The organism is Kocuria tytonicola (genome assembly GCF_003687175.1).
Lineage (GTDB): Bacteria > Actinomycetota > Actinomycetes > Actinomycetales > Micrococcaceae > Kocuria > Kocuria tytonicola.
Map to the genome: position 1 here is coordinate 224,158 of NZ_RDEX01000002.1, position 17,493 is coordinate 241,650.

Annotated in this window: 17 protein-coding genes and 1 riboswitch; of the genes, 8 read left to right on the top strand and 9 right to left on the bottom strand. The window is 70.9% G+C overall.

Going from position 1 to position 17,493, the window contains the following annotated elements:
- Positions 1 to 85 precede the first annotated feature (85 nt).
- The 4 genes from EAE32_RS09210 to EAE32_RS09225 form a co-directional block, all read right to left on the bottom strand.
- On the bottom strand, positions 86 to 1,222 hold the full coding sequence (locus EAE32_RS09210) for an ABC transporter permease (protein WP_121864957.1): 1,137 nt from the start codon (positions 1,220 to 1,222) through the stop codon (positions 86 to 88).
- A complete protein-coding gene (locus tag EAE32_RS09215) occupies positions 1,219 to 2,103 on the bottom strand; it encodes an ABC transporter ATP-binding protein (RefSeq protein ID WP_121844931.1) in 885 nt (294 codons plus the stop codon). The genes EAE32_RS09210 and EAE32_RS09215 overlap by 4 nt, the downstream gene beginning before the upstream one ends.
- Positions 2,104 to 2,210: 107 nt before the next feature.
- Positions 2,211 to 2,942, bottom strand: coding sequence for a response regulator transcription factor (locus tag EAE32_RS09220; RefSeq protein WP_121864958.1), 732 nt, complete (start codon positions 2,940 to 2,942; stop codon positions 2,211 to 2,213).
- Positions 2,939 to 4,210 (bottom strand): sensor histidine kinase, encoded by a 1,272-nt coding sequence (locus EAE32_RS09225; protein WP_121864959.1) that lies wholly within the window; start codon positions 4,208 to 4,210, stop codon positions 2,939 to 2,941. Before EAE32_RS09225 ends, EAE32_RS09220 begins: the two co-directional genes overlap by 4 nt.
- Before the next feature lie 103 nt (positions 4,211 to 4,313).
- Between EAE32_RS09225 and EAE32_RS09230 the strand changes: the two genes are divergently transcribed.
- Entirely contained in the window at positions 4,314 to 5,078 is a 765-nt protein-coding gene (locus tag EAE32_RS09230; protein ID WP_121844928.1) for a CPBP family intramembrane glutamic endopeptidase, read from the top strand.
- Positions 5,079 to 5,106: 28 nt separating this feature from the next.
- Here EAE32_RS09230 and EAE32_RS09235 read toward each other — a convergent pair whose 3' ends face one another.
- Positions 5,107 to 5,745, bottom strand: a complete 639-nt coding sequence (locus tag EAE32_RS09235) for a VOC family protein (RefSeq protein ID WP_121844927.1) — start codon at positions 5,743 to 5,745, stop codon at positions 5,107 to 5,109.
- Between the two features lie 118 nt (positions 5,746 to 5,863).
- Positions 5,864 to 5,983: riboswitch (SAM riboswitch) on the top strand.
- 71 nt (positions 5,984 to 6,054) lie between these two features.
- On the opposite strand from EAE32_RS09235, the gene EAE32_RS09240 reads away from it, so the two are divergent.
- Positions 6,055 to 7,560 (top strand): bifunctional o-acetylhomoserine/o-acetylserine sulfhydrylase, encoded by a 1,506-nt coding sequence (locus tag EAE32_RS09240; RefSeq protein WP_121864960.1) that lies wholly within the window; start codon positions 6,055 to 6,057, stop codon positions 7,558 to 7,560.
- Positions 7,557 to 8,726, top strand: coding sequence for a homoserine O-acetyltransferase MetX (gene metX / locus EAE32_RS09245; RefSeq protein WP_121864961.1), 1,170 nt, complete (start codon positions 7,557 to 7,559; stop codon positions 8,724 to 8,726). Before EAE32_RS09240 ends, metX begins: the two co-directional genes overlap by 4 nt.
- Positions 8,727 to 8,825: 99 nt before the next feature.
- Here metX and EAE32_RS09250 read toward each other — a convergent pair whose 3' ends face one another.
- On the bottom strand, positions 8,826 to 9,710 hold the full coding sequence (locus EAE32_RS09250) for an SGNH/GDSL hydrolase family protein (RefSeq protein WP_121864962.1): 885 nt from the start codon (positions 9,708 to 9,710) through the stop codon (positions 8,826 to 8,828).
- Positions 9,711 to 9,781: 71 nt separating this feature from the next.
- Here EAE32_RS09250 and EAE32_RS09255 point away from each other — a divergent pair, with 71 nt between their 5' ends.
- Positions 9,782 to 10,426: an alpha/beta hydrolase gene (locus tag EAE32_RS09255; RefSeq protein WP_121844923.1), complete on the top strand. Its 645-nt coding sequence runs from the start codon at positions 9,782 to 9,784 to the stop codon at positions 10,424 to 10,426.
- A 123-nt stretch (positions 10,427 to 10,549) separates the two neighbouring features.
- On the opposite strand, the gene EAE32_RS09260 is transcribed toward EAE32_RS09255, so the two are convergent.
- Complete coding sequence (locus tag EAE32_RS09260) at positions 10,550 to 10,786, bottom strand: RNA-binding S4 domain-containing protein (RefSeq protein WP_121844922.1); 237 nt, start codon at positions 10,784 to 10,786, stop codon at positions 10,550 to 10,552.
- Between the two features lie 240 nt (positions 10,787 to 11,026).
- Between EAE32_RS09260 and EAE32_RS09265 the strand changes: the two genes are divergently transcribed.
- Complete coding sequence (locus EAE32_RS09265) at positions 11,027 to 12,523, top strand: CoA-acylating methylmalonate-semialdehyde dehydrogenase (RefSeq protein ID WP_121864963.1); 1,497 nt, start codon at positions 11,027 to 11,029, stop codon at positions 12,521 to 12,523.
- 79 nt (positions 12,524 to 12,602) lie between these two features.
- Positions 12,603 to 13,559, top strand: coding sequence for a 3-hydroxyisobutyrate dehydrogenase (mmsB, locus tag EAE32_RS09270; RefSeq protein WP_121844920.1), 957 nt, complete (start codon positions 12,603 to 12,605; stop codon positions 13,557 to 13,559).
- Here mmsB and EAE32_RS09275 read toward each other — a convergent pair.
- Positions 13,501 to 14,061 (bottom strand): MarR family winged helix-turn-helix transcriptional regulator, encoded by a 561-nt coding sequence (locus EAE32_RS09275; RefSeq protein WP_121844919.1) that lies wholly within the window; start codon positions 14,059 to 14,061, stop codon positions 13,501 to 13,503. The two genes, mmsB and EAE32_RS09275, sit on opposite strands and share 59 nt — an antisense overlap.
- 151 nt (positions 14,062 to 14,212) lie before the next feature.
- On the opposite strand from EAE32_RS09275, the gene EAE32_RS09280 reads away from it, so the two are divergent.
- A complete protein-coding gene (locus tag EAE32_RS09280) occupies positions 14,213 to 15,406 on the top strand; it encodes an acyl-CoA dehydrogenase family protein (protein ID WP_121844918.1) in 1,194 nt (397 codons plus the stop codon).
- Between the two features lie 78 nt (positions 15,407 to 15,484).
- Here the strand turns inward: EAE32_RS09280 and EAE32_RS09285 are convergent, their stop codons facing one another.
- Positions 15,485 to 16,666 (bottom strand): MFS transporter, encoded by a 1,182-nt coding sequence (locus tag EAE32_RS09285; RefSeq protein ID WP_243635666.1) that lies wholly within the window; start codon positions 16,664 to 16,666, stop codon positions 15,485 to 15,487.
- A gap of 137 nt (positions 16,667 to 16,803) precedes the next feature.
- Here EAE32_RS09285 and EAE32_RS09290 point away from each other — a divergent pair, with 137 nt between their 5' ends.
- Complete coding sequence (locus EAE32_RS09290; protein ID WP_121864965.1) at positions 16,804 to 17,430, top strand: winged helix-turn-helix domain-containing protein; 627 nt, start codon at positions 16,804 to 16,806, stop codon at positions 17,428 to 17,430.
- Positions 17,431 to 17,493: the final 63 nt, after the last annotated feature.

Here is a 17,493-nt window from a genome sequence, read left to right on the forward strand (position 1 = left end):
AGGGAGATGTCCTGTGCCCGCCCGGTGGGTCGGTGGTGCGCCCCGCGGACCGGCCGTCCGCGACCGGGGTGCGCCACCGACGTCGTCAGCCCCGCAGGGCCTCCCGCCACTTCAGGGCCTTGCCCGTCCGCAGGATGGACCGCTCGTAGATCACCGCGGCCAGCCAGATGGCCAGGGCGGTGGAGACCAGCAGGACCACCAGGGAACCGACGTGCTCCCACCACGCGCCCTGCTGCAGGAAGATGCGCAGCGGGACGGCCACCGGGGCGGAGAACGGGATCCAGCTCATGACGCGCAGCGCCTCAGGGTTGCTGTTGAAGAAGATGACACCGAAGTAGGGGAGCATGATCATGAGCATCACGGGCATCGAGGTGGAGCCGATGTCCTCCTGCCGCGACACCATGGAGGCCGCGGCGGCGTAGAGCGCGGCGATCATCACGAACCCGATGGAGAACAGCACCACGAACCACAGGATCGGCAGACCCAGACCGTCCAGCGGCAGCACCTCCCCGTTGATCTGCATGCCGAGCAGGAGTGCTGCGGCCACCAGGCCCACCTGCAGGATGGCCATGGCCGCGTTGCCCAGCACCTTGCCCGCCATCATGGCCCGTGCGGGGACCGCTGCGAGCAGGATCTCCACGATCCGCGACTGCTTCTCCTCGATCACCGACACCGCGATCTGCTGGCCGAACGTGATGGCGGCCAGGAAGAAGACGATCCCGAAGCCGAAGGCAATGAGGTAGCGCAGCAGGGGGTTCGGTGCGCTGGGGTCGAGCAGCTCCACGGTGGGACTGGCGGACAGCGCCTGCACCAGCTCCGTGGGGGCGTCCGTCATGGCCAGGACGGCGGTGCCGGAGGGGCTGGCCGGATCGGGAACCACGGCGGCGTCCGCGTCCCCGCTGCGCACCGCGTCGCGGGCCGCCTCCTCCGAACCGAGTGTCTGCGGCGCGTAGTTCTCCCCGAGCCCCTGGACCGACGCCGCCGTCTGGTCGACCACCGCCACGCGCATGGCGTCCCCGGCGAACAGGTCGCCCAGGCGCGGCACGAGCAGTGTGGCGGCCAGTGCCGCCGCGATCAGGATCAGCGTGGTGACGATGAACGGACGGGACCTGGCCTTCACCGTCATCTCCCGGGCGGCCACGGTGCCCACCGCGGACCAGAAGGGGGTGCGCCGGGGCCTGTGGACCGGAGTGGTGGGCGTGGAAGCAGCGGTGGTGCTCATCGGGTGACCTCCGTGAAGATCTCGTGCAGGGTGCGGGTGACGGGGCCGAAGCGGTGGACGGTGCCCCTGCCCACGGCGTCGGCAAGGACCTGGTGGGCGGCGGGTTCAGAGGTGGCGCGGAACCGGACGTGGCCGCCGTCGAAGGACAGCACCTCCACCCCGGGGACACCGCGCACCCACCCGGTGTCGGAGTCCGTCACCAGCTCCCACTCGGGTTCGGCGTGTGCGGCCAGCAGCTCGGCGCGCGAGCCCGTGGCGCGCACGCGTCCGCCCGCCAGGATGACGAGCTCGTCGCACAGCCGCTCCACGAGGTCGAGCTGGTGGGAGGAGAACAGGACGGGGACGCCGGTGTCGGCGGTCTCCCGCAGCACCTGGAGGGTGGTTTCCACGGCGTGGGGGTCCAGGCCGGAGAAGGGTTCGTCCAGCACCAGGGCCACCGGGTCGTGCACCAGAGCGGCGGCGATCTGGGCGCGCTGCTGGTTGCCGAGGGAGAGCTCCTCGAGTCGGCTGCCCGCCCGCTCGCCCAGGCCGAGCCGCTCGAGCAAGGCCGCGGCGCGGGACTTCGCCGTGCCGGAGGACAGGCCGTGCAGCCGGCCCAGGTACACGAGCTGGTCCAGGACGCTCATCTTCGGGTAGAGACCGCGCTCCTCGGGCATGTACCCGATCCCAGCCCGGTAGTCGGCGGTGATCGGGGCCCCGTCCACCTCGATCCGCCCCGAGTCCGGCGTCAGCACACCCAGCAGGATGCGCATGGTGGTGGTCTTGCCCGCGCCGTTGCCGCCCACGAACCCCGTCATGAGGCCCGGGCGGATGCTGAAGGTCACGTCCTGGAGCACGTGGGCCGCGCCGAAGGACTTGTTCACCCCGTTCACTGTGATCATGCTTCGAGGTTACGGAGCCCGGGCCTTCCGCACCTCCGTCCCGTGGGGGATTCTGCGGCGTGGGTTTCCTCCGCCCCGAGGGGGAGGGTGCCGCAGCGCGATGGGAGTCAGCCCCCGGCCACCCCGTGCTCGAACGCCCAGATGATGGCGTGCACGCGGTCCCTGGCCCCCGTCTTCAGCAGGACGTTCGAGACGTGGGTCTTCACGGTGGCCCTGCCCACGACCAGCTGCTGGGCGATCTCGTCGTTGGACATGCCCCGCGCCATGGCCCGCAGCACCTCGGCCTCCCGGGCGGTGAGACCCGCACGGTCCAGCTCGTCCGCTCCCCGGCGGTCCTGCTCAGCAGGGACGGCCCCCGTCCCCGGGGCGGGCAGTTCGGAGCACGACGACGCCGCGGAGCCACCTGGCGCATCGCTCGCCCCCGCCATGCGCTCCAGCACCCGCCGCGTGACCAGCGGGTCCAGCAGCGCATCACCGCGTCCGAGCACCCGGACCGCTTCGATCAGCTCCTCGGGGCCCGCGGACTTCAGCAGGAACCCGGAGGCCCCCGCGGACAGGGCCGCGAAGAGTGCCTCGTCCGTGTCGAAGGTGGTGAGGATGAGCACCGCAGCCCGTGACCCGGTGGCCAGCAGCCGACGGGTGGCCTCGATGCCGCCCATCCGGGGCATCTGGACGTCCATGCACACCACGTCCGGGTCGAGGGCCGCCGCGAGGTCGAGGGCCTGCGCGCCGTCACCGGCTTCTCCCACCACCTCGATGTCCTCCTGGGACGTGAGGATCGTGGCGAAGCCCACGCGGATCAGGGGCTGGTCGTCCACCAGCAGGACGCGCAGGCTCATGGCAGGGTCCTCTCCCCGGAGGGGACCGGCACGGTGGCCCGCACAAGCCAGCCGCCGTCCGGTTTCGGACCCGCCTGCAGCGTGCCGCCCATGGACGCCATGCGTTCTCTCATGCCGGTCACGCCCATCCCGGTGCCGTGTGCGGGCGTGTCACCGGGTCGGCCGCCACGGCCGTTGTCACTGACCTCCAGCTCCACCCGGTCCGTGCCGGAGCGCAGTCGCACGGTGACGGCTGCGCGGGGCCCGGCGTGCTTGCGGGCATTGGTGATTCCCTCCTGGGCCGTGCGGTACAGGGCCAGCTGGGCCGGGGGCGGCAGGTCCGGTTCGGGTCCGATCCGCTCGAGCACGGCATCCTGCCCAATGGCCCGGGCATCGGCCACGAGTGCGTCGAGGTCCGCCAGGCGCGGCACCGAGTCGGGAACCTCGTCGCCGTCCCGCAGCGTGTGCACCATGGTCTTGAGCTCGGCCACGGCCTCCCGGGCCGAGGACTCCACGCCGCGCAGGTGCACGGCCGCGGCGTCGGGGTCCCGGGTCATGCTCACCCGGGCCGCACCGGCCTGCACGCCCATGGCGGTCACGTGGTGGGCCACCACGTCGTGCAGCTCCCGGGCGATCCTGAGCCGTTCCAGGCTCACCGCCTGCTCGGCCAGCCGGTCCTGCTGCTCCCTGATCTCTGCGTGGGCGGCTTCCAGGTTTTCGCGCTCCACGGCCGCGTGCCACGTGCGGTCCCCGAAGATCCAGGCACCGGTGAAGTAGGCGATGTTGACCAGCAACTGGATCGCGGCGAACGCCATGTAGGCGTTGACGCCGCGCTCTCCCACCTGCGGGTCCGTGAACTGGTCCACGGTGGCCCAGAGCAGCCACACCGCCATGCCCACGGCAACCGCCGCCCGGGACCGGACGGCCAGACGGCGGTCCGGGCACCACGCCCCCACGGAGTAGAAGCCGAGGAAGAGCACCACCTGGGAGGCGTACATCTCCACTCCCACCCAGGTGGCGAGCGTGAAGTACAGGAAGGACACGGCCACCATCACGGTGACGGGGAAGCGCCGACGCCAGGCGAGGGGCGCGGCCAGGGCGACGGCGCCCAGGGCAACCCATCCCACGTCCGCCTGCCACGGCACCTTCTGTACGAAGTCCGACAGGTACACCAGCTCCACGCCGAAGAGCGCCAGGACCACGGCCTCCAGGCCGTCGCGGCGTCGCCACCCCGACGGCAGGGCGCGATGGCGCGTGGCGGCGTCGGGGGCGGAGCGGCGCGGTGGCATGGTGCCCACCCTACCGAGACCAGCCCGCGGGGCGGCCCGCTGACAGGGGAGCGGACCGCGCGGTCCACCCGGTGCACCCGGTGCACCCGGGCACAATGAAGGGGTGCAGACCCCAGCCCCCGCGCCGCGTCCGGCGAGCCCCGCAGACCTCCGGCTGCAGCTCCTCCTGGTGCTCGGCGTGTCCCTCGGCGCCTCCGCCGTGTACTCCGTGCTGGACCTCGCGGAGATGGTGCTGCGGTCCTCGATTGCGGAGAGCTCCACCACCCTGAACCAGCCCCTCAGCCGGGTACCGGTGGTCGACGCGCTGCGCCGCCTCGCGGGCATTTGCCTCGCCCTCGTGCCCGTGGCGCTCGCGGTCTACCTCCTGGCGGGCACCGCATCCCGCATTCCGGCCGCCCTGCGCGGCATGGGTGCGGACGGCAAGCGCCCGGCGCACGACGCCGCCTGGGGCCTCGGGCTGTTCCTCGCCATGGGCGGCGGCACGCTCGTGCTCTACCGGGTGGGCCGTGCGCTCGGGATCACCGCGCAGATCACCACGTCCACGCTGGACACCACCTGGTGGGCAGTGGCACTGCTCGCGCTCACAGCCGCACGGCACGCTCTGGTGGAGGAAGTCATCGTGGTGGCGTTCCTCGCGGACCGCATGCGCGGGCTGGGCCGCTCCTGGTGGACCGTGGCGGTGGTGTCCTCGGTGCTGCGGGCGAGCTACCACCTGTACCAGGGGGTGGGGCCGGCCGTGGGGAACCTCGTGATGGGGCTCGTCTTCGTGTGGTGCTACCGCCGGTACGGCCGCGTGATGCCGCTGCTGCTGGCCCACTTCCTGCTGGACGCGGCCGGTTTCCTCGCACCCCAGCTGCTGGCGGGATGACACCGTGGCACCGCCAGGATGCCGGGGCTCAGATGGTGACGGTGCCGTCCGGAGTGTCGAAGGAGACCGCCATCAGGCCGGGGGTGCCGTTGGGGGCGCTCCAGGTGACGTCCAGCGAGCGCAGGACGTCCTCCACGGGACCGCCCAGCCAGTCCGTGACCCGCTCGGGAGAGCCCGCGATCTCCATGCCGGTGAGGCGCACGTCCGTGAGACGGGCCTGGGAGGGGTGCATCGCGTCCGCGGAGTCGAAGTGGATCATGAACGGCAGCTGGGGGTCCGCGATCAGGCCCTTGACGCCGATCTGGTGCCACTCCAGCTGGCGCCCGTCCGGGAAGAGCCGGGAACCCGGGGCGGCGGGGCGCCCGAGCTTGTCCTCGAAGGGCGCGAGGTCCGGGACCTCCACGACCCAGCCGAGCCAGCCACCGCCGGCCTCGGAACGGGCGCGGACGGCCTGGCCGAACGGCGCCTTCTCCGCAGCGGGGTGCTCCAGGACGGTCACGACCTCCACGTACTGGTGGTCGGTGAGCGGCAGGATCATGTTCCGGGTGCCGAAGCGGGGATGGACCCCGCCCTTGACCGGCTCGATCCCCAGGCGGTCCGCGATCCGCTCGGTGGTGGCCTCCAGCCCGTCCGGCTGTGCTGCGAAGGAAACGTGGTCCAGCTTCATGCAGTCATCGTGACACCCGTCATACGGCCGTCCAAATCGGGCGGTGCAACACACGGGACCACCCGGACGGAACGCTCGCTTGACGGGTGCCCGGGGTGGTTCCCACAATGGAAGCCTAGGTCACGAGAGTCAGCGCCAAGCCCCAGCTTGCTGACCGGCAACCCTCCCTACCGCGGCGGGGTGCCCTGGGTGAAGACCTGGCCGGGACGTCGTCCGACGTCTGCGGCAAGCGCGGGCCCTCGGTTGCCCGTTCGTGCGGGCGCCGTGCGGACGGTCGCCAGGCCCCTGATCCTGCACAGGAGCACGGCCATGAGCACTGCACCCACCCCCGACAACCCCGAGGGCTGGTCCTTCGAGACCCGGCAGATCCACGCCGGTCAGAACCCGGACCCCGTGACCGGAGCCCGGTCGCTGCCCATCTACCAGACCTCGTCCTTCGTGTTCCCGGACGCGGACACGGCCGCCGCCCGGTTCGCCCTGCAGGAGATGGGACCCCTGTACTCCCGCCTGACCAACCCCACCACGGAGGTGGTGGAGAACCGCATCGCCTCCCTCGAGGGCGGCGTGGGCGCACTGATGGTCGCGTCCGGGCAGGCCGCCGCGACGCTGGCGGTGCTCAACCTGGGCGGCGCGGGCAGTCACGTGGTGGCCAGCCCCTCCCTCTACGGCGGGTCCTACAACCTGCTCAAGCACACGCTCGCGCGGCTGGGGGTGGAGACCACCTTCGTGGCGGACCCGGATGACCCGCAGCAGTGGCGGGACGCCGTGCGGCCCAGCACCGTGGCGTTCTTCGGGGAGATGATCCCCAACCCCCGCAACGATGTCCTGGACGTGGAGACGGTCGCCGAGATCGCCCACCGGGCCGGTGTGCCGCTGATCGTGGACAACACCGTGGCCACCCCGTACCTGGTGCGGCCCATCGAGTGGGGCGCGGACATCGTGCTGCACTCGGGCACCAAGTTCCTGGGCGGGCACGGCACGGCGATCGGCGGGTTCATCGTGGACGCCGGGCGCTTCGACTACGGTGCGGACCCCGAGCGCTTCCCCGGCTTCAACGAGCCGGACCCCACCTACAACGGCCTGGTGTACGCGCGGGACCTGGGGGAGGGCGGCGCGTTCGGCGCGAACCTCTCCTACGTGCTCAAGGCGCGCGTGCAGCTGCTGCGTGATCTGGGCTCGGCCATCTCACCGTTCAACGCGTTCCTCATCGAGCAGGGGATCGAGACGCTCTCCCTGCGCGTGGAGCGCCACGTGGCCAACGTCCAGCGGGTGGCCGAGTGGCTCGAGGCCCGCCCCGAGGTGCGCTCCGTCTCCTACGCGGGCCTGCCCTCCTCGCCGTGGCACGAGCGCGCCCGGAAGTACGCCCCCCGAGGAGCCGGTTCCGTCCTCGGCTTCGTCCTGGACGGCGGCAGGGACGCGGGGATCGCCTTCGTGGACGCACTCGGCCTGCACTCCCATGTGGCGAACATCGGGGACGTGCGCTCGCTGGTGATCCACCCGGCGTCGACGACGCACGCGCAGCTCTCGGCCGAGGAGCAGCTCGCGGCGGGTGTGGAACCCGGTTTCGTGCGGCTTTCTGTGGGCACCGAGGGCATCGAGGACATCCTCGCGGACCTGGAGGCCGGTTTCGCGGCGGTGGCAGGCGCCCCGACCGCGGGGGACGCGCAGGAGCCGGCGCGCTCGCGGTCGGCACAGTCGGCACAGGGTGGCGATGACGCCGTGGTTGCCGACACGGCGGTGGGCGCGGGTCGCGGAGGTGGCCCAGCGGCGTCGTCGAGGGCGCGTGGTGGCACGGACGCGGAGCGTGCGGCGTGAGCGCGGTGCAGACCGCGCCCACCGTGCGCCGGGACGGCGTGGTGCGCCGCGCGGACCTCGGGGAGCTGGAGCTGGAGTCCGGGGTGCGCCTGCCGGACGTGTGCCTGGCGTACGAGACGTGGGGCGAGCTGGCCCCGGACGGCTCCAACGCAGTGCTGGTCGAGCACGCGCTCACGGGCGATTCGCACGTGGCGCGCGGCACCAGTGTTGGGTACGGGGACACCGCACCCTTCGACACCCTGGACCGCCGCGTGGCCGCGGGGACCGACGGCTGGTGGGACGGGCTCGTGGGACCGGGGGCCGCGATCGACACCAACCGCTGGTTCGTGGTGTGCGCGAACATCCTGGGCGGCTGCCACGGCAGCACCGGCCCGGCGAGCCTGGCCCCGGACGGCGCCCCGTGGGGCTCGCGCTTCCCGCGCATCACCGTGCGCGACACCGTGGCCGCGGAGGCGCGGCTCGCGGACCTGCTGGGGATCCCGCAGTGGCGGCTCGTGGTGGGCGGCTCCATGGGCGGGGCCCGCGCGCTGGAGTGGGCCGTGTGCCACCCCGAGCGGGTGGCCGCGTGCGCGGTGATCGCCGCGAACGCCCGGGTCAGCGCGGAGCAGCTCGCGTGGGGCCGCACCCAGGCACTCGCCATCCGCCAGGACCCCCGGTTCCACCACGGCGACTACTACGCGGGCCCGCACCCCGTGGAGGGCCTCGGCCTGGCACGGCGGATCGCGCACATCACCTACCGCAGCGCCCACGAGCTCGCCGCGCGCTTCGGGCGGGAGCCCCAGCCGCGCGAGGACCCCGCGGGCACGTACCCCGGCAGCCGGGGTCGCTACCGGGTGGAGGGCTACCTGGACCACCAGGCGGAGAAGCTCGCGGCGCGCTTCGACGCGAACGCGTACCTCAGCGTCAACGAGACGTTGATGTCCCACGACGTCGCCCGCGGCCGCGGCAGCCTCCGGCAGGCCCTTGCGCGCACCCGCTGCGAGTGGCTCGTGGCCGCCGTGGACTCGGACCGGCTGTTCCCGCCCGAGGAGTCCGCGGAGCTCGCCGAAGCGCTGCCCGGTGAGCACGAGGTGCACACCATCACCTCACCGAGCGGCCACGACGGCTTCCTGCTGGAGACCCCACAGGTGGGCCGCCTGCTGCGGGCCACGGTGCTGGGGGACTGAGCGCGCGGGTGGCTGCCTGCTGCGGCTGACCTACGACGGCGCCTGCCCCCCGGAAGGGCGCGGGCGCCGTCGTCGTGTGGTGGAGCAGAGCGGGAGGGCTCAGGCCTCCTCGGCCTGCTGGGGGATCTCCTCGCCCGCGCCGGGGATGGTGGCCTGGCCGAAGGCGGGGCGCTTGGCGGTGATGAAGTCGCCGGAGCTGCGGCGGCGGATGCGGCGGCCCACCCACGGGACGAAGTACTTGCGGGCCCAGACCATGTCGTCCCGGCGGGCCTCGCGCCACGTGCGCTCGGGGCGCACCTCCGGGTGGTCCGGGGTGAGACCGTGGTCCACGCCCAGGCTGTCCAGGGTCTCGCACGCGAGCAACTGGTGGCCCAGGGGGGAGAAGTGCAGGCGGTCCGGGGCCCACATCTGGGGATCGCTCAGCTGGTTGAGCCCCCACAGGTCCACCAGCACGGCGTCGTGGCGGGCGGCCACGGTGCGCACGTTCTCGTTCCAGATGGCCACGCGCCCGCGGATGCCACGCATCACGGGGGTGTTGCCGATGTCCGCGGCGTCGAACATCACCACGGTGGCGCCGGTGGCGGCGATCTGCTCGACCACCACGTCCAGGCGGGACGCGATGTCGTCGGGGTCAGCGCCGGGGCGCAGCATGTCGTTGCCACCCGCGCTGATGGTCACGAGGTCCGGCTTGAGTTCCAGGGCGGGCTCCAGCTGCTCGTCCACGATGGGCTGGAAGAGACGCCCGCGGATGGCCAGGTTCGCGTAGGCGAAGTCGTCCGTGGTGCGCGCGAGCTCCTCGGCCACCCGGTCCGCCCAGCCGCGGAAGCCGCCAGGGACGGAGTCGTCCGGGTCACCCACGCCCTCGGTGAAGGAGTCCCCGATGGAGACCATGCGGTGCCACGGGTGCCACGGGTGCAGCGGTTCGGCGGTCGGGGTCTGCGGGGTTTCGGCCATCGGGGTCTGCGCTGGGGTGCTCTGATCCATGATCGGTTTCTAACACGCCCAAAGGGGTGGACGCGACTTCCGGGACCGGCAGCGCGTGCCAGGATGGTGGCATGCAGCAAGCCCCTCACGTGATCTGGAACAACGACCCCGACGACCGCGCAGGCACCCCGCTGGTGGTCCTGCTCCACGGCTACGGCTCGCACGAGGGGGACCTCATGGCCCTGAGCGAGTCCCTGCCGGAGTCCTTCAGCTACGTCGCCGTGCGTGCGCCGCAGCGCGCGGGGATGGGCTTCCAGTGGTTCCCGCTCGCGGATGACCTCAGCTTCACCACGGACGCCGTGGTGGCCGCCGCGCAGCCGGTGGTCGAGTGGCTGCGGGACGAGTCCCTGCAGCACACCCACGTGATCCTGCTGGGCTTCTCGCAGGGCATGGCCATGGCCACCACGGTGGCCCGTCACGCCCCGGACCTGGTGGACGCCGTGGTGGGTCTCTCCGGTTTCGTGGTCCCGGTGGCGCACGACGACGCCCAGGCGGACTTCTTCCACGACACCGCCCTGCGCGAGGAGCCCCTGCCCATGTTCTGGGGCCGCGACCCCGAGGACCCGGTGATCCCGCCCGCGATGGTGGACTTCACCGCGGAGTGGATGCAGCAGCACGCGGACGCCACCAAGGTGCAGTACCGCAACGTGGGCCACGGGGTGTCCCCGCAGGAGATCGGCCACGTGGGAGAGTACCTGCGCGCGCTGGTGGGCTGAGCCGGGTCCACGGCTCTCCACGACCTGCCTCAGGGGGCCGTGGCCGCGCTCCCGTCAGTTCCCACCCGGGTGCCGAACGGACGCGTCTCCTTCCATGCGGCGTCGGCGCGCAGCTCGCCACGGTCACGCGGAGACGAGACGCACCCCCGGCAGCCCGGAGCCCTCGACGGCGACGACGTCGCCCGGGTGCAGCTGGGCGCCGCGCCGGGTCTCCACCGCGCCGTTCACAGTCACCCTGCCCTCTGCCACCAGGGTCTTGGCCACGTGCCCGTCCTCGGCCAGGTTGGCCAGCTTCAGGGCCTGGCCCAGGCGGATCATCTCGTCGCGGATCGGCAGCTCTTCGTAGGCGTTGTCGCTCATGGGCACATTGTCTCAGGTGCTCTGGGAGTGCGCGGAAGCCCCAGGTGTCTCAGACGGCTCCGGAGTGCTCGGGGTGGGCCACGGGTCAGGACGGCCGGTGCCGGGACGTGCGAGGGCAGGGCGCGCGAGGCGACACGTGAACGCACCCGGGCGGCGTCGTGCGCCAAAGTAGTTGCACGTCCAACGAAGTGGGGCTACGTTCGGGGGAGACGTGCATCACACCCCACCCCAGGAGCAGCCATGACCCTCGTTCCCCACTTCGTCCACGGCCGCAGGACCGAGGGCGGCTCGGGCCGGACCCAGGACGTCTACAACCCGGTGGAAGGTGCGGTGAGCGCGCAGGTTCCCCTGGCCACCGCCGAGGAGGTCGCGGAGGCCGTGGGCTCTGCGGAGCGGGCCTTCCCCGAGTGGTCCGGGCTCAACGCCCAGCGGCGCGCGCGCATCCTGCTGAAGTGGGTGGACCTCATCAACGAGAACATGGACGAGCTGGCCACCCTGCTCTCCAACGAGCACGGCAAGACCTTCCCGGACGCGAAGGGTGACATCCAGCGCGGCATCGAGGTGGTGGAGTTCGCGGCCGGTGCACCGCACCTGCTCAAGGGCGAGTTCTCCAGCGGCGCCGGAACGGGCATCGACGTGCACTCCCTGCGCCAGCCCCTGGGCGTGGTGGCCGGAATCACCCCGTTCAACTTCCCCGCGATGATCCCGCTGTGGAAGACCGGCATCGCGCTCGCCGCGGGCAACACCTTCGTGCTCAAGCCCTCCGAGCGGGACCCCTCCGTTCCGGTGCGGCTCGCGGAGCTGGCCCTGGAGGCCGGGATGCCCGCGGGCACGCTGAACGTGGTCCACGGGGACAAGACCGCGGTGGACGCGCTGATCGAGGATCCCCGGGTGCGGGCCATCGGCTTCGTGGGCTCCACACCCATCGCCCAGTCCATCTACAGTGCGGCGGCCGCGCACAACAAGCGGGCGCAGTGCTTCGGCGGCGCCAAGAACCACATGGTGATCATGCCGGACGCGGACCTGGAGCAGGCCGCGGACGCGCTGATCGGCGCGGCCTTCGGCTCCGCGGGTGAGCGCTGCATGGCCATCTCCGTGGCGGTGCCCGTGGGGGAGGCCACCGCGGACACCCTGCGGACACTGCTCGAGGAGCGGATCGCCACGCTCACGCTCGGCCCGTCCCTGGACGAGTCCTCCGACTTCGGACCGGTGGTGAGCGCCCAGGCCAAGGAGCGCATCGAGTCCTACATCGCCGCCGGTGAGAAGGAGGGTGCCGAGCTCGTGGTGGACGGCCGCGGTGCCACCGTGGACGGCTACCCGGACGGCTTCTGGGTCGGCGCCACCCTGTTCGACCGCGTGACCACGGACATGAGCATCTACCGCGAGGAGATCTTCGGCCCGGTGCTGTGCATTGCCCGCGCCGCGGACTACGAGGAGGCCCTGCGCCTGCCCAGCGAGCACGAGTTCGGCAACGGCGTGGCCATCTTCACCCGTGACGGGGACACCGCCCGGGACTTCACCACCCGCGTGGACGTGGGCATGGTGGGCGTGAACGTCCCCATCCCCGTGCCGATCGCGTACTACACCTTCGGCGGCTGGAAGGCCTCGGGCTTCGGGGACCTCAACCAGCACGGCACGGACGGGCTGAAGTTCTACACCAAGACCAAGACCGTCACCACGCGCTGGCCCTCCGGTGCCAAGGAGGGCGCGAGCTTCGTGATGCCCGCGGGCAGCTGAGCCGCGCGGCGTCGTCGTCCGCAGCCCCCCGGCACTCCACCACCCCCGGATCTCCACCACTCCTGGAACGAGGAACGTCATGACCGAGACCACCAGCCAGCAGCTCCCCGCCGTCGCCTTCCTGGGCCTGGGCCACATGGGCGGCCCGATGGCCGCGAACCTCGTGGAGGCGGGCGTGCGGGTCACCGGCTACGACATCGTCCCCGAGGCGTGCGCGGCGGCCCGCGAGCAGGGGGTCGACGTGGTGGACACCCCGCAGGATGCCGTGCGCGCGGCGGGCGTGGTGATCACCATGTTCCCGTCCGGCCGGCACGTCATCGACGCCTACACGGGGGCCGACGGCGCCGAGGGCCTGCTCGCCGCGGCTCCCGCGGGTGCCACGTTCCTGGACTGCTCCACCATCAACATCTCCGAGGCGCAGGAGGCCGCCCAGCTGGCGCGGGACGCCGGGTTCACCGCGGCGGACGCCCCGGTCTCCGGGGGAGTGGTGGGCGCCACCGCCGGGACCCTCGCGTTCATGGTGGGCGGTGAGCCGGAGGTGTTCGAGCGCGTGCGGCCGCTGCTGGAGATCATGGGCGCGCGCGTGGTGCACTGCGGCGGCAACGGCATGGGCCAGGCCGCGAAGATCTGCAACAACATGATCCTGGGTGTGTCCATGGTGGCGGTCAGCGAGGCGTTCGTGCTCGCGGAGAAGCTGGGGCTGGAGCACCAGGCGATGTTCGACGTCGTCTCCAACGCCTCCGGCCAGTGCTGGGCACTGACCACCAACTGCCCGGTTCCCGGCCCCGTGCCCACGAGCCCGGCCAACAACGACTTCGAACCCGGTTTTGCCGGCGCCCTGATGGCCAAGGACCTCAACCTCGCGGCCACCGCGCTGGACGAGACCGGGGCCACGGCGCCCATGGGGCGGTTGGCTGCGGAGCTCTACAACCAGTTCGTGACGGACGGCCACGCAGGCAAGGACTTCTCCGGGATCATCACGACGCTGCGGGCGGGGACGGGGGAAGACTCACAGGGAGGTTCTCGGGAGCAGTGAAGTCCCCGGAGCGCGCACGGAAGCCGCTGAGTGCGGCCACGATCGTCTCCACCTCCTGCTCCTCGAAGCCCGTGGTCAGGAACAGCTGCTCGTTCAGCGCGCGGCTGGCCTGCTCCACGATCTCCAGACCCTCGAGGGTGAGCGCCACGTTCACCGCCCGGCGGTCCGTGCTGACCGGCTCACGGCGCACCAGCCCGGCGTCCTCCAGACGGTCCACGGCATTGGTGATGGACGTGGGGTGCACCTGCAGCAGGGCGCTCGCCTTCTTCATGAGCATCTTGTGCTCCCGTGCGAAGCTCAGCAGGGCCAGCACCTCGTAGCGGGAGAACGTGAGCCGGAACGGCTTGAGAATGCGGTCCGCCTGCCCCAGCAGCAGCTGTTGTGCGCGCATGATCGAGGTCACGGCCGCCATGGGACCGGCGGCCTGCGTCCAGCCCTCGCGCTCCCAGTTGCGCCGTGCTTCGGCAATGGGATCGCGGGGGAGGGGCTCGTGCTGGGGCATGCCCGCATTCTAGTGGGCACCGGCCTGCGGGCTCGCAGCGGCGCAGCCCCGGGCGTGGGCACCCCATGTGATCCGCACCACGGAAAATCCATGAATCCGTTATAGTTGGACGTACCACTATCGACCTGCCCACCACACGAGGACCAGGACCATGAGCCCAGCCGCATCACCCCAGCGCGCCACCGCATCCCTCCCCACCCCGGACCTGCTGCACCTGGAGCACCAGCTCGGCGCGGCGGAGCGTGAGCGGCTGCACGCCATCTCGGAGTACCTGCAGCACGAGGTGCGGCACCAGAGCGTGGACCCGTGGAACCGGGAGGAGCTGCCCCGGGAGTTGCTGCCCGGGCTCGCCGAGCTCGGACTGGGGCGGCTGGTCCAGGACGGCGGCTCCCGTCTGTTCCAGGGCCTGGTGCACACCCAGATCGCCCGCGCGGACCTCTCGCTGTCCGCGCTGCTCGGCATCCACAACGAGCTGATCGTGGGCACCCTCGCCGCTTTCGGCTCGGAGGAGCAGAAGCAGACGTGGCTGCCCGGGCTCATGGAGCTGCGGCAGCTGGGCGCGTTCTGCCTCACCGAGCCCGAGCACGGCTCGGACATCGCCGGTGGTCTTGCCACCACCGCCACGCGGGACGCGGACGGGTGGGTGCTCAGCGGCTCCAAGCGCTGGATCGGGCTCGGCACCGTGGCGGACCTCGCGCTGGTGTGGGCCCGGGACACCGCGGACGGCCTCGTCAAGTGCTTTGCGGTGGACACGTCCCTGCCGGGGTACGCGGCCACCAAGATCGAGCACAAGATGGGTCTGCGCATCATGCAGAACGCGGACATCGAGCTCACGGACCTCCGGCTGCCCGCTGACGCACTCCTGCCCGGTGCGGCGTCCTTCCAGGCGGCCAACGGCCTGCTCAAGGACTCCCGCGCGTGGGTGGGCTGGCAGGCCGTGGGCGCCCAGCAGGCGATCCTGGACATCGTGCGGGACTACGCCCTGGAGCGGATCCAGTTCGGCAGGCCGCTCGCGAGCTTCCAGCTCGTCCAGCAGGTGATCGCGGAGGTTGCCGGGAACCTGGCGGCCAGCTCCGGGATGATGGCGCAGCTCACGCACGTCCAGGAGGCGGACGAGCTCGCCATGATGCAGGCCGCCCTCGCCAAGTCCACCGCGACGCGCCTGGCCCGCCAGTCCGCCGCGCAGGCCCGGGACGCGCTCGGTGGCAACGGCCTGCTGAGTCCGTACGGGATCGCCAAGGTCATGGCGGACATCGAGGCCATCCACACGTACGAGGGCAGCTACCACATCAACTCGCTCATCGTGGCCCGCGCCCTCACGGGCGTCTCCGCGTTCGTTTCGTAGGTGTTCGAAATTAACGACGTGATGGATCAACGAAGCGGCAGGTGACACCGTTGCGTCACCATCGCCGCTCTGTTCGACTCAGGTGAGTTCGTGGGCGTTGATGAGCTTCTGGCTCACGGTGGCTCCCGCCAACAGTGTCGCCAGCCCTGCTGTGACGGCAGCGGCGATCATGATGGCCGGGATTCCCACGATGGCTGCAAGTTGCCCTGCGGTCAGGGCGCTCACAGGCATGATCCCGAAACCGACGAAACGCGCGGCACCCCCAACCCGTCCGAGCTGGGCGTCAGGAATCATGCGGGGCCGTATGGAGCCGGACACAACGTTTCCAATCACGCCGGCTATTCCGGCGATCAAGCCGTAGGCCACCATACCGGCCACGCTCGGAGAGATCAGGGGGACGACAAGGGCCACGGCACCGACGGCCCAGCACGAGAGCAAGACGGTCATCTCGAGCAGTCGTCGCAAAAGATAGGTGGCCAGCCAGCTACCAAGCAAGGCGCCGGCAGGAAGAGCGATGACAACCAGCCCCCACGTCTGCGGGGTCAAGGCCCCTGCGGAACCCGGCCCGACCATCCAGAGCAGTAGCACGGCGCCCATCGCGGTGGAACCGGCGTTCCACAGCGCTCCAAAGAAGATCAGGGGTCGAAGTACCGGGTGGCGCCACAGAATCCTGAGTCCGCCATTCAGATGGTTCTTTTCATCATCTTCAGGGGCGCTTCGCGTCGCGGGGGCACGCCAGCGCCGCAGACCAAGGAAAAGGACGAGCACCGCGGCGAGGACGGCGACGGCGGGGAGCCCGAGCACCCATGCGGCGCCCAAGCCGACGAGCAATCCGGCTAGGGGAGGGCCGATAAATCCGTTGGTGATCTGCTCGAGGGAGAGAAGGCGCGCATTGGCGCGTTGCAGTTCGGTGGATGACCGTCCTGTCAAGGCGGGGACCTGTGCCTGTGCAGCCAGGTCCACGAACACCTCGGTGATCCCGTAGGACAGTGCCAGAAAAACCAAGATCAGGATCGTAAGATGCCCGGCCATCGCCAGACCGGTGACTGCGAGAAGCAGGATCGCGCGCATGGTCAGCGCAACGATCATGATACGGCGACGGTCCCACCGGTCGACTCCTCGGCCGGCGCTCAAACCGAGGAGGAGCCATGGGAGCCAGACCGCGGCGCTGAGTGCGCCCATGGCGGACGGGGACCGGGTCAGGGTGAGCGCCAGAAGGCCAATGCCCGTCTGCATGACGCCGTCTGCCAGGTTTGCCATGCCCACCGCGCCGAGGTGAGCATGGAAAGGATGAACGCGGCGGGGGCTTGACAAACGATGGAGCGGGACCATGGGCACCTCTAGACTGAGTACAACGGAAGCTATGCAAAGAAAGTTCTGCAAAGGTATCTCTGTATATGGATGAGGACAAGAACCTGCCCGTGGCGATGACGCCTGAGCAGATGAAGGCATTCAGCCATCCGCTCCGGATGCGGCTGTATCGCCTGCTCGAAGATCAGGGGCAGGCCACGGCCAGCATGCTGGCTCGGCAGACGGGGGAGAGCAGTGGGCAGACGAGCTACCACCTTCGCCAGCTGGCCAAGTACGGCTTCGTTGGTGAGGTCGAGGGGTCGGGGTCGAGTCGGCAGCGGTGGTGGCGGGCGCAAAGCTTCTCCTTCGAAGACGTCGGCACTGCACCGGCCGTGGTGGTGGAGGGCTTGCGGGACTGGACCGTCGAAGCAGTGGTGAACGATCTCCGCCGCTCGGTCGCGGGTTCAGCCAGAGACTCCCCGTGGTCTGAGGCAGGAACGCTGACGACGTACACGCAGTGGATGACCTCTGAGGAGTTGGCTGCGCTCACGACAGAGATGCTGCGCACCCTCAAACGTCACTCGGAGGCCGCTGAGCAGCGCCGCAAAGGTGAAGGAAAGATGCCGGGCGACACATCGGAACGTGCCGGAGAGAGACGCGTTCGCATCTTCTTGCACTCCTTCTCTCTTCCAGACGAACACCACAGCCACGACAGACCCCAAGCACACGAGTGAGCGGGTGCCGCCCGGCGTCGGTTCGTGGCCCCGGGAATCACTCCCACGCGCTTCGGGGGGCGA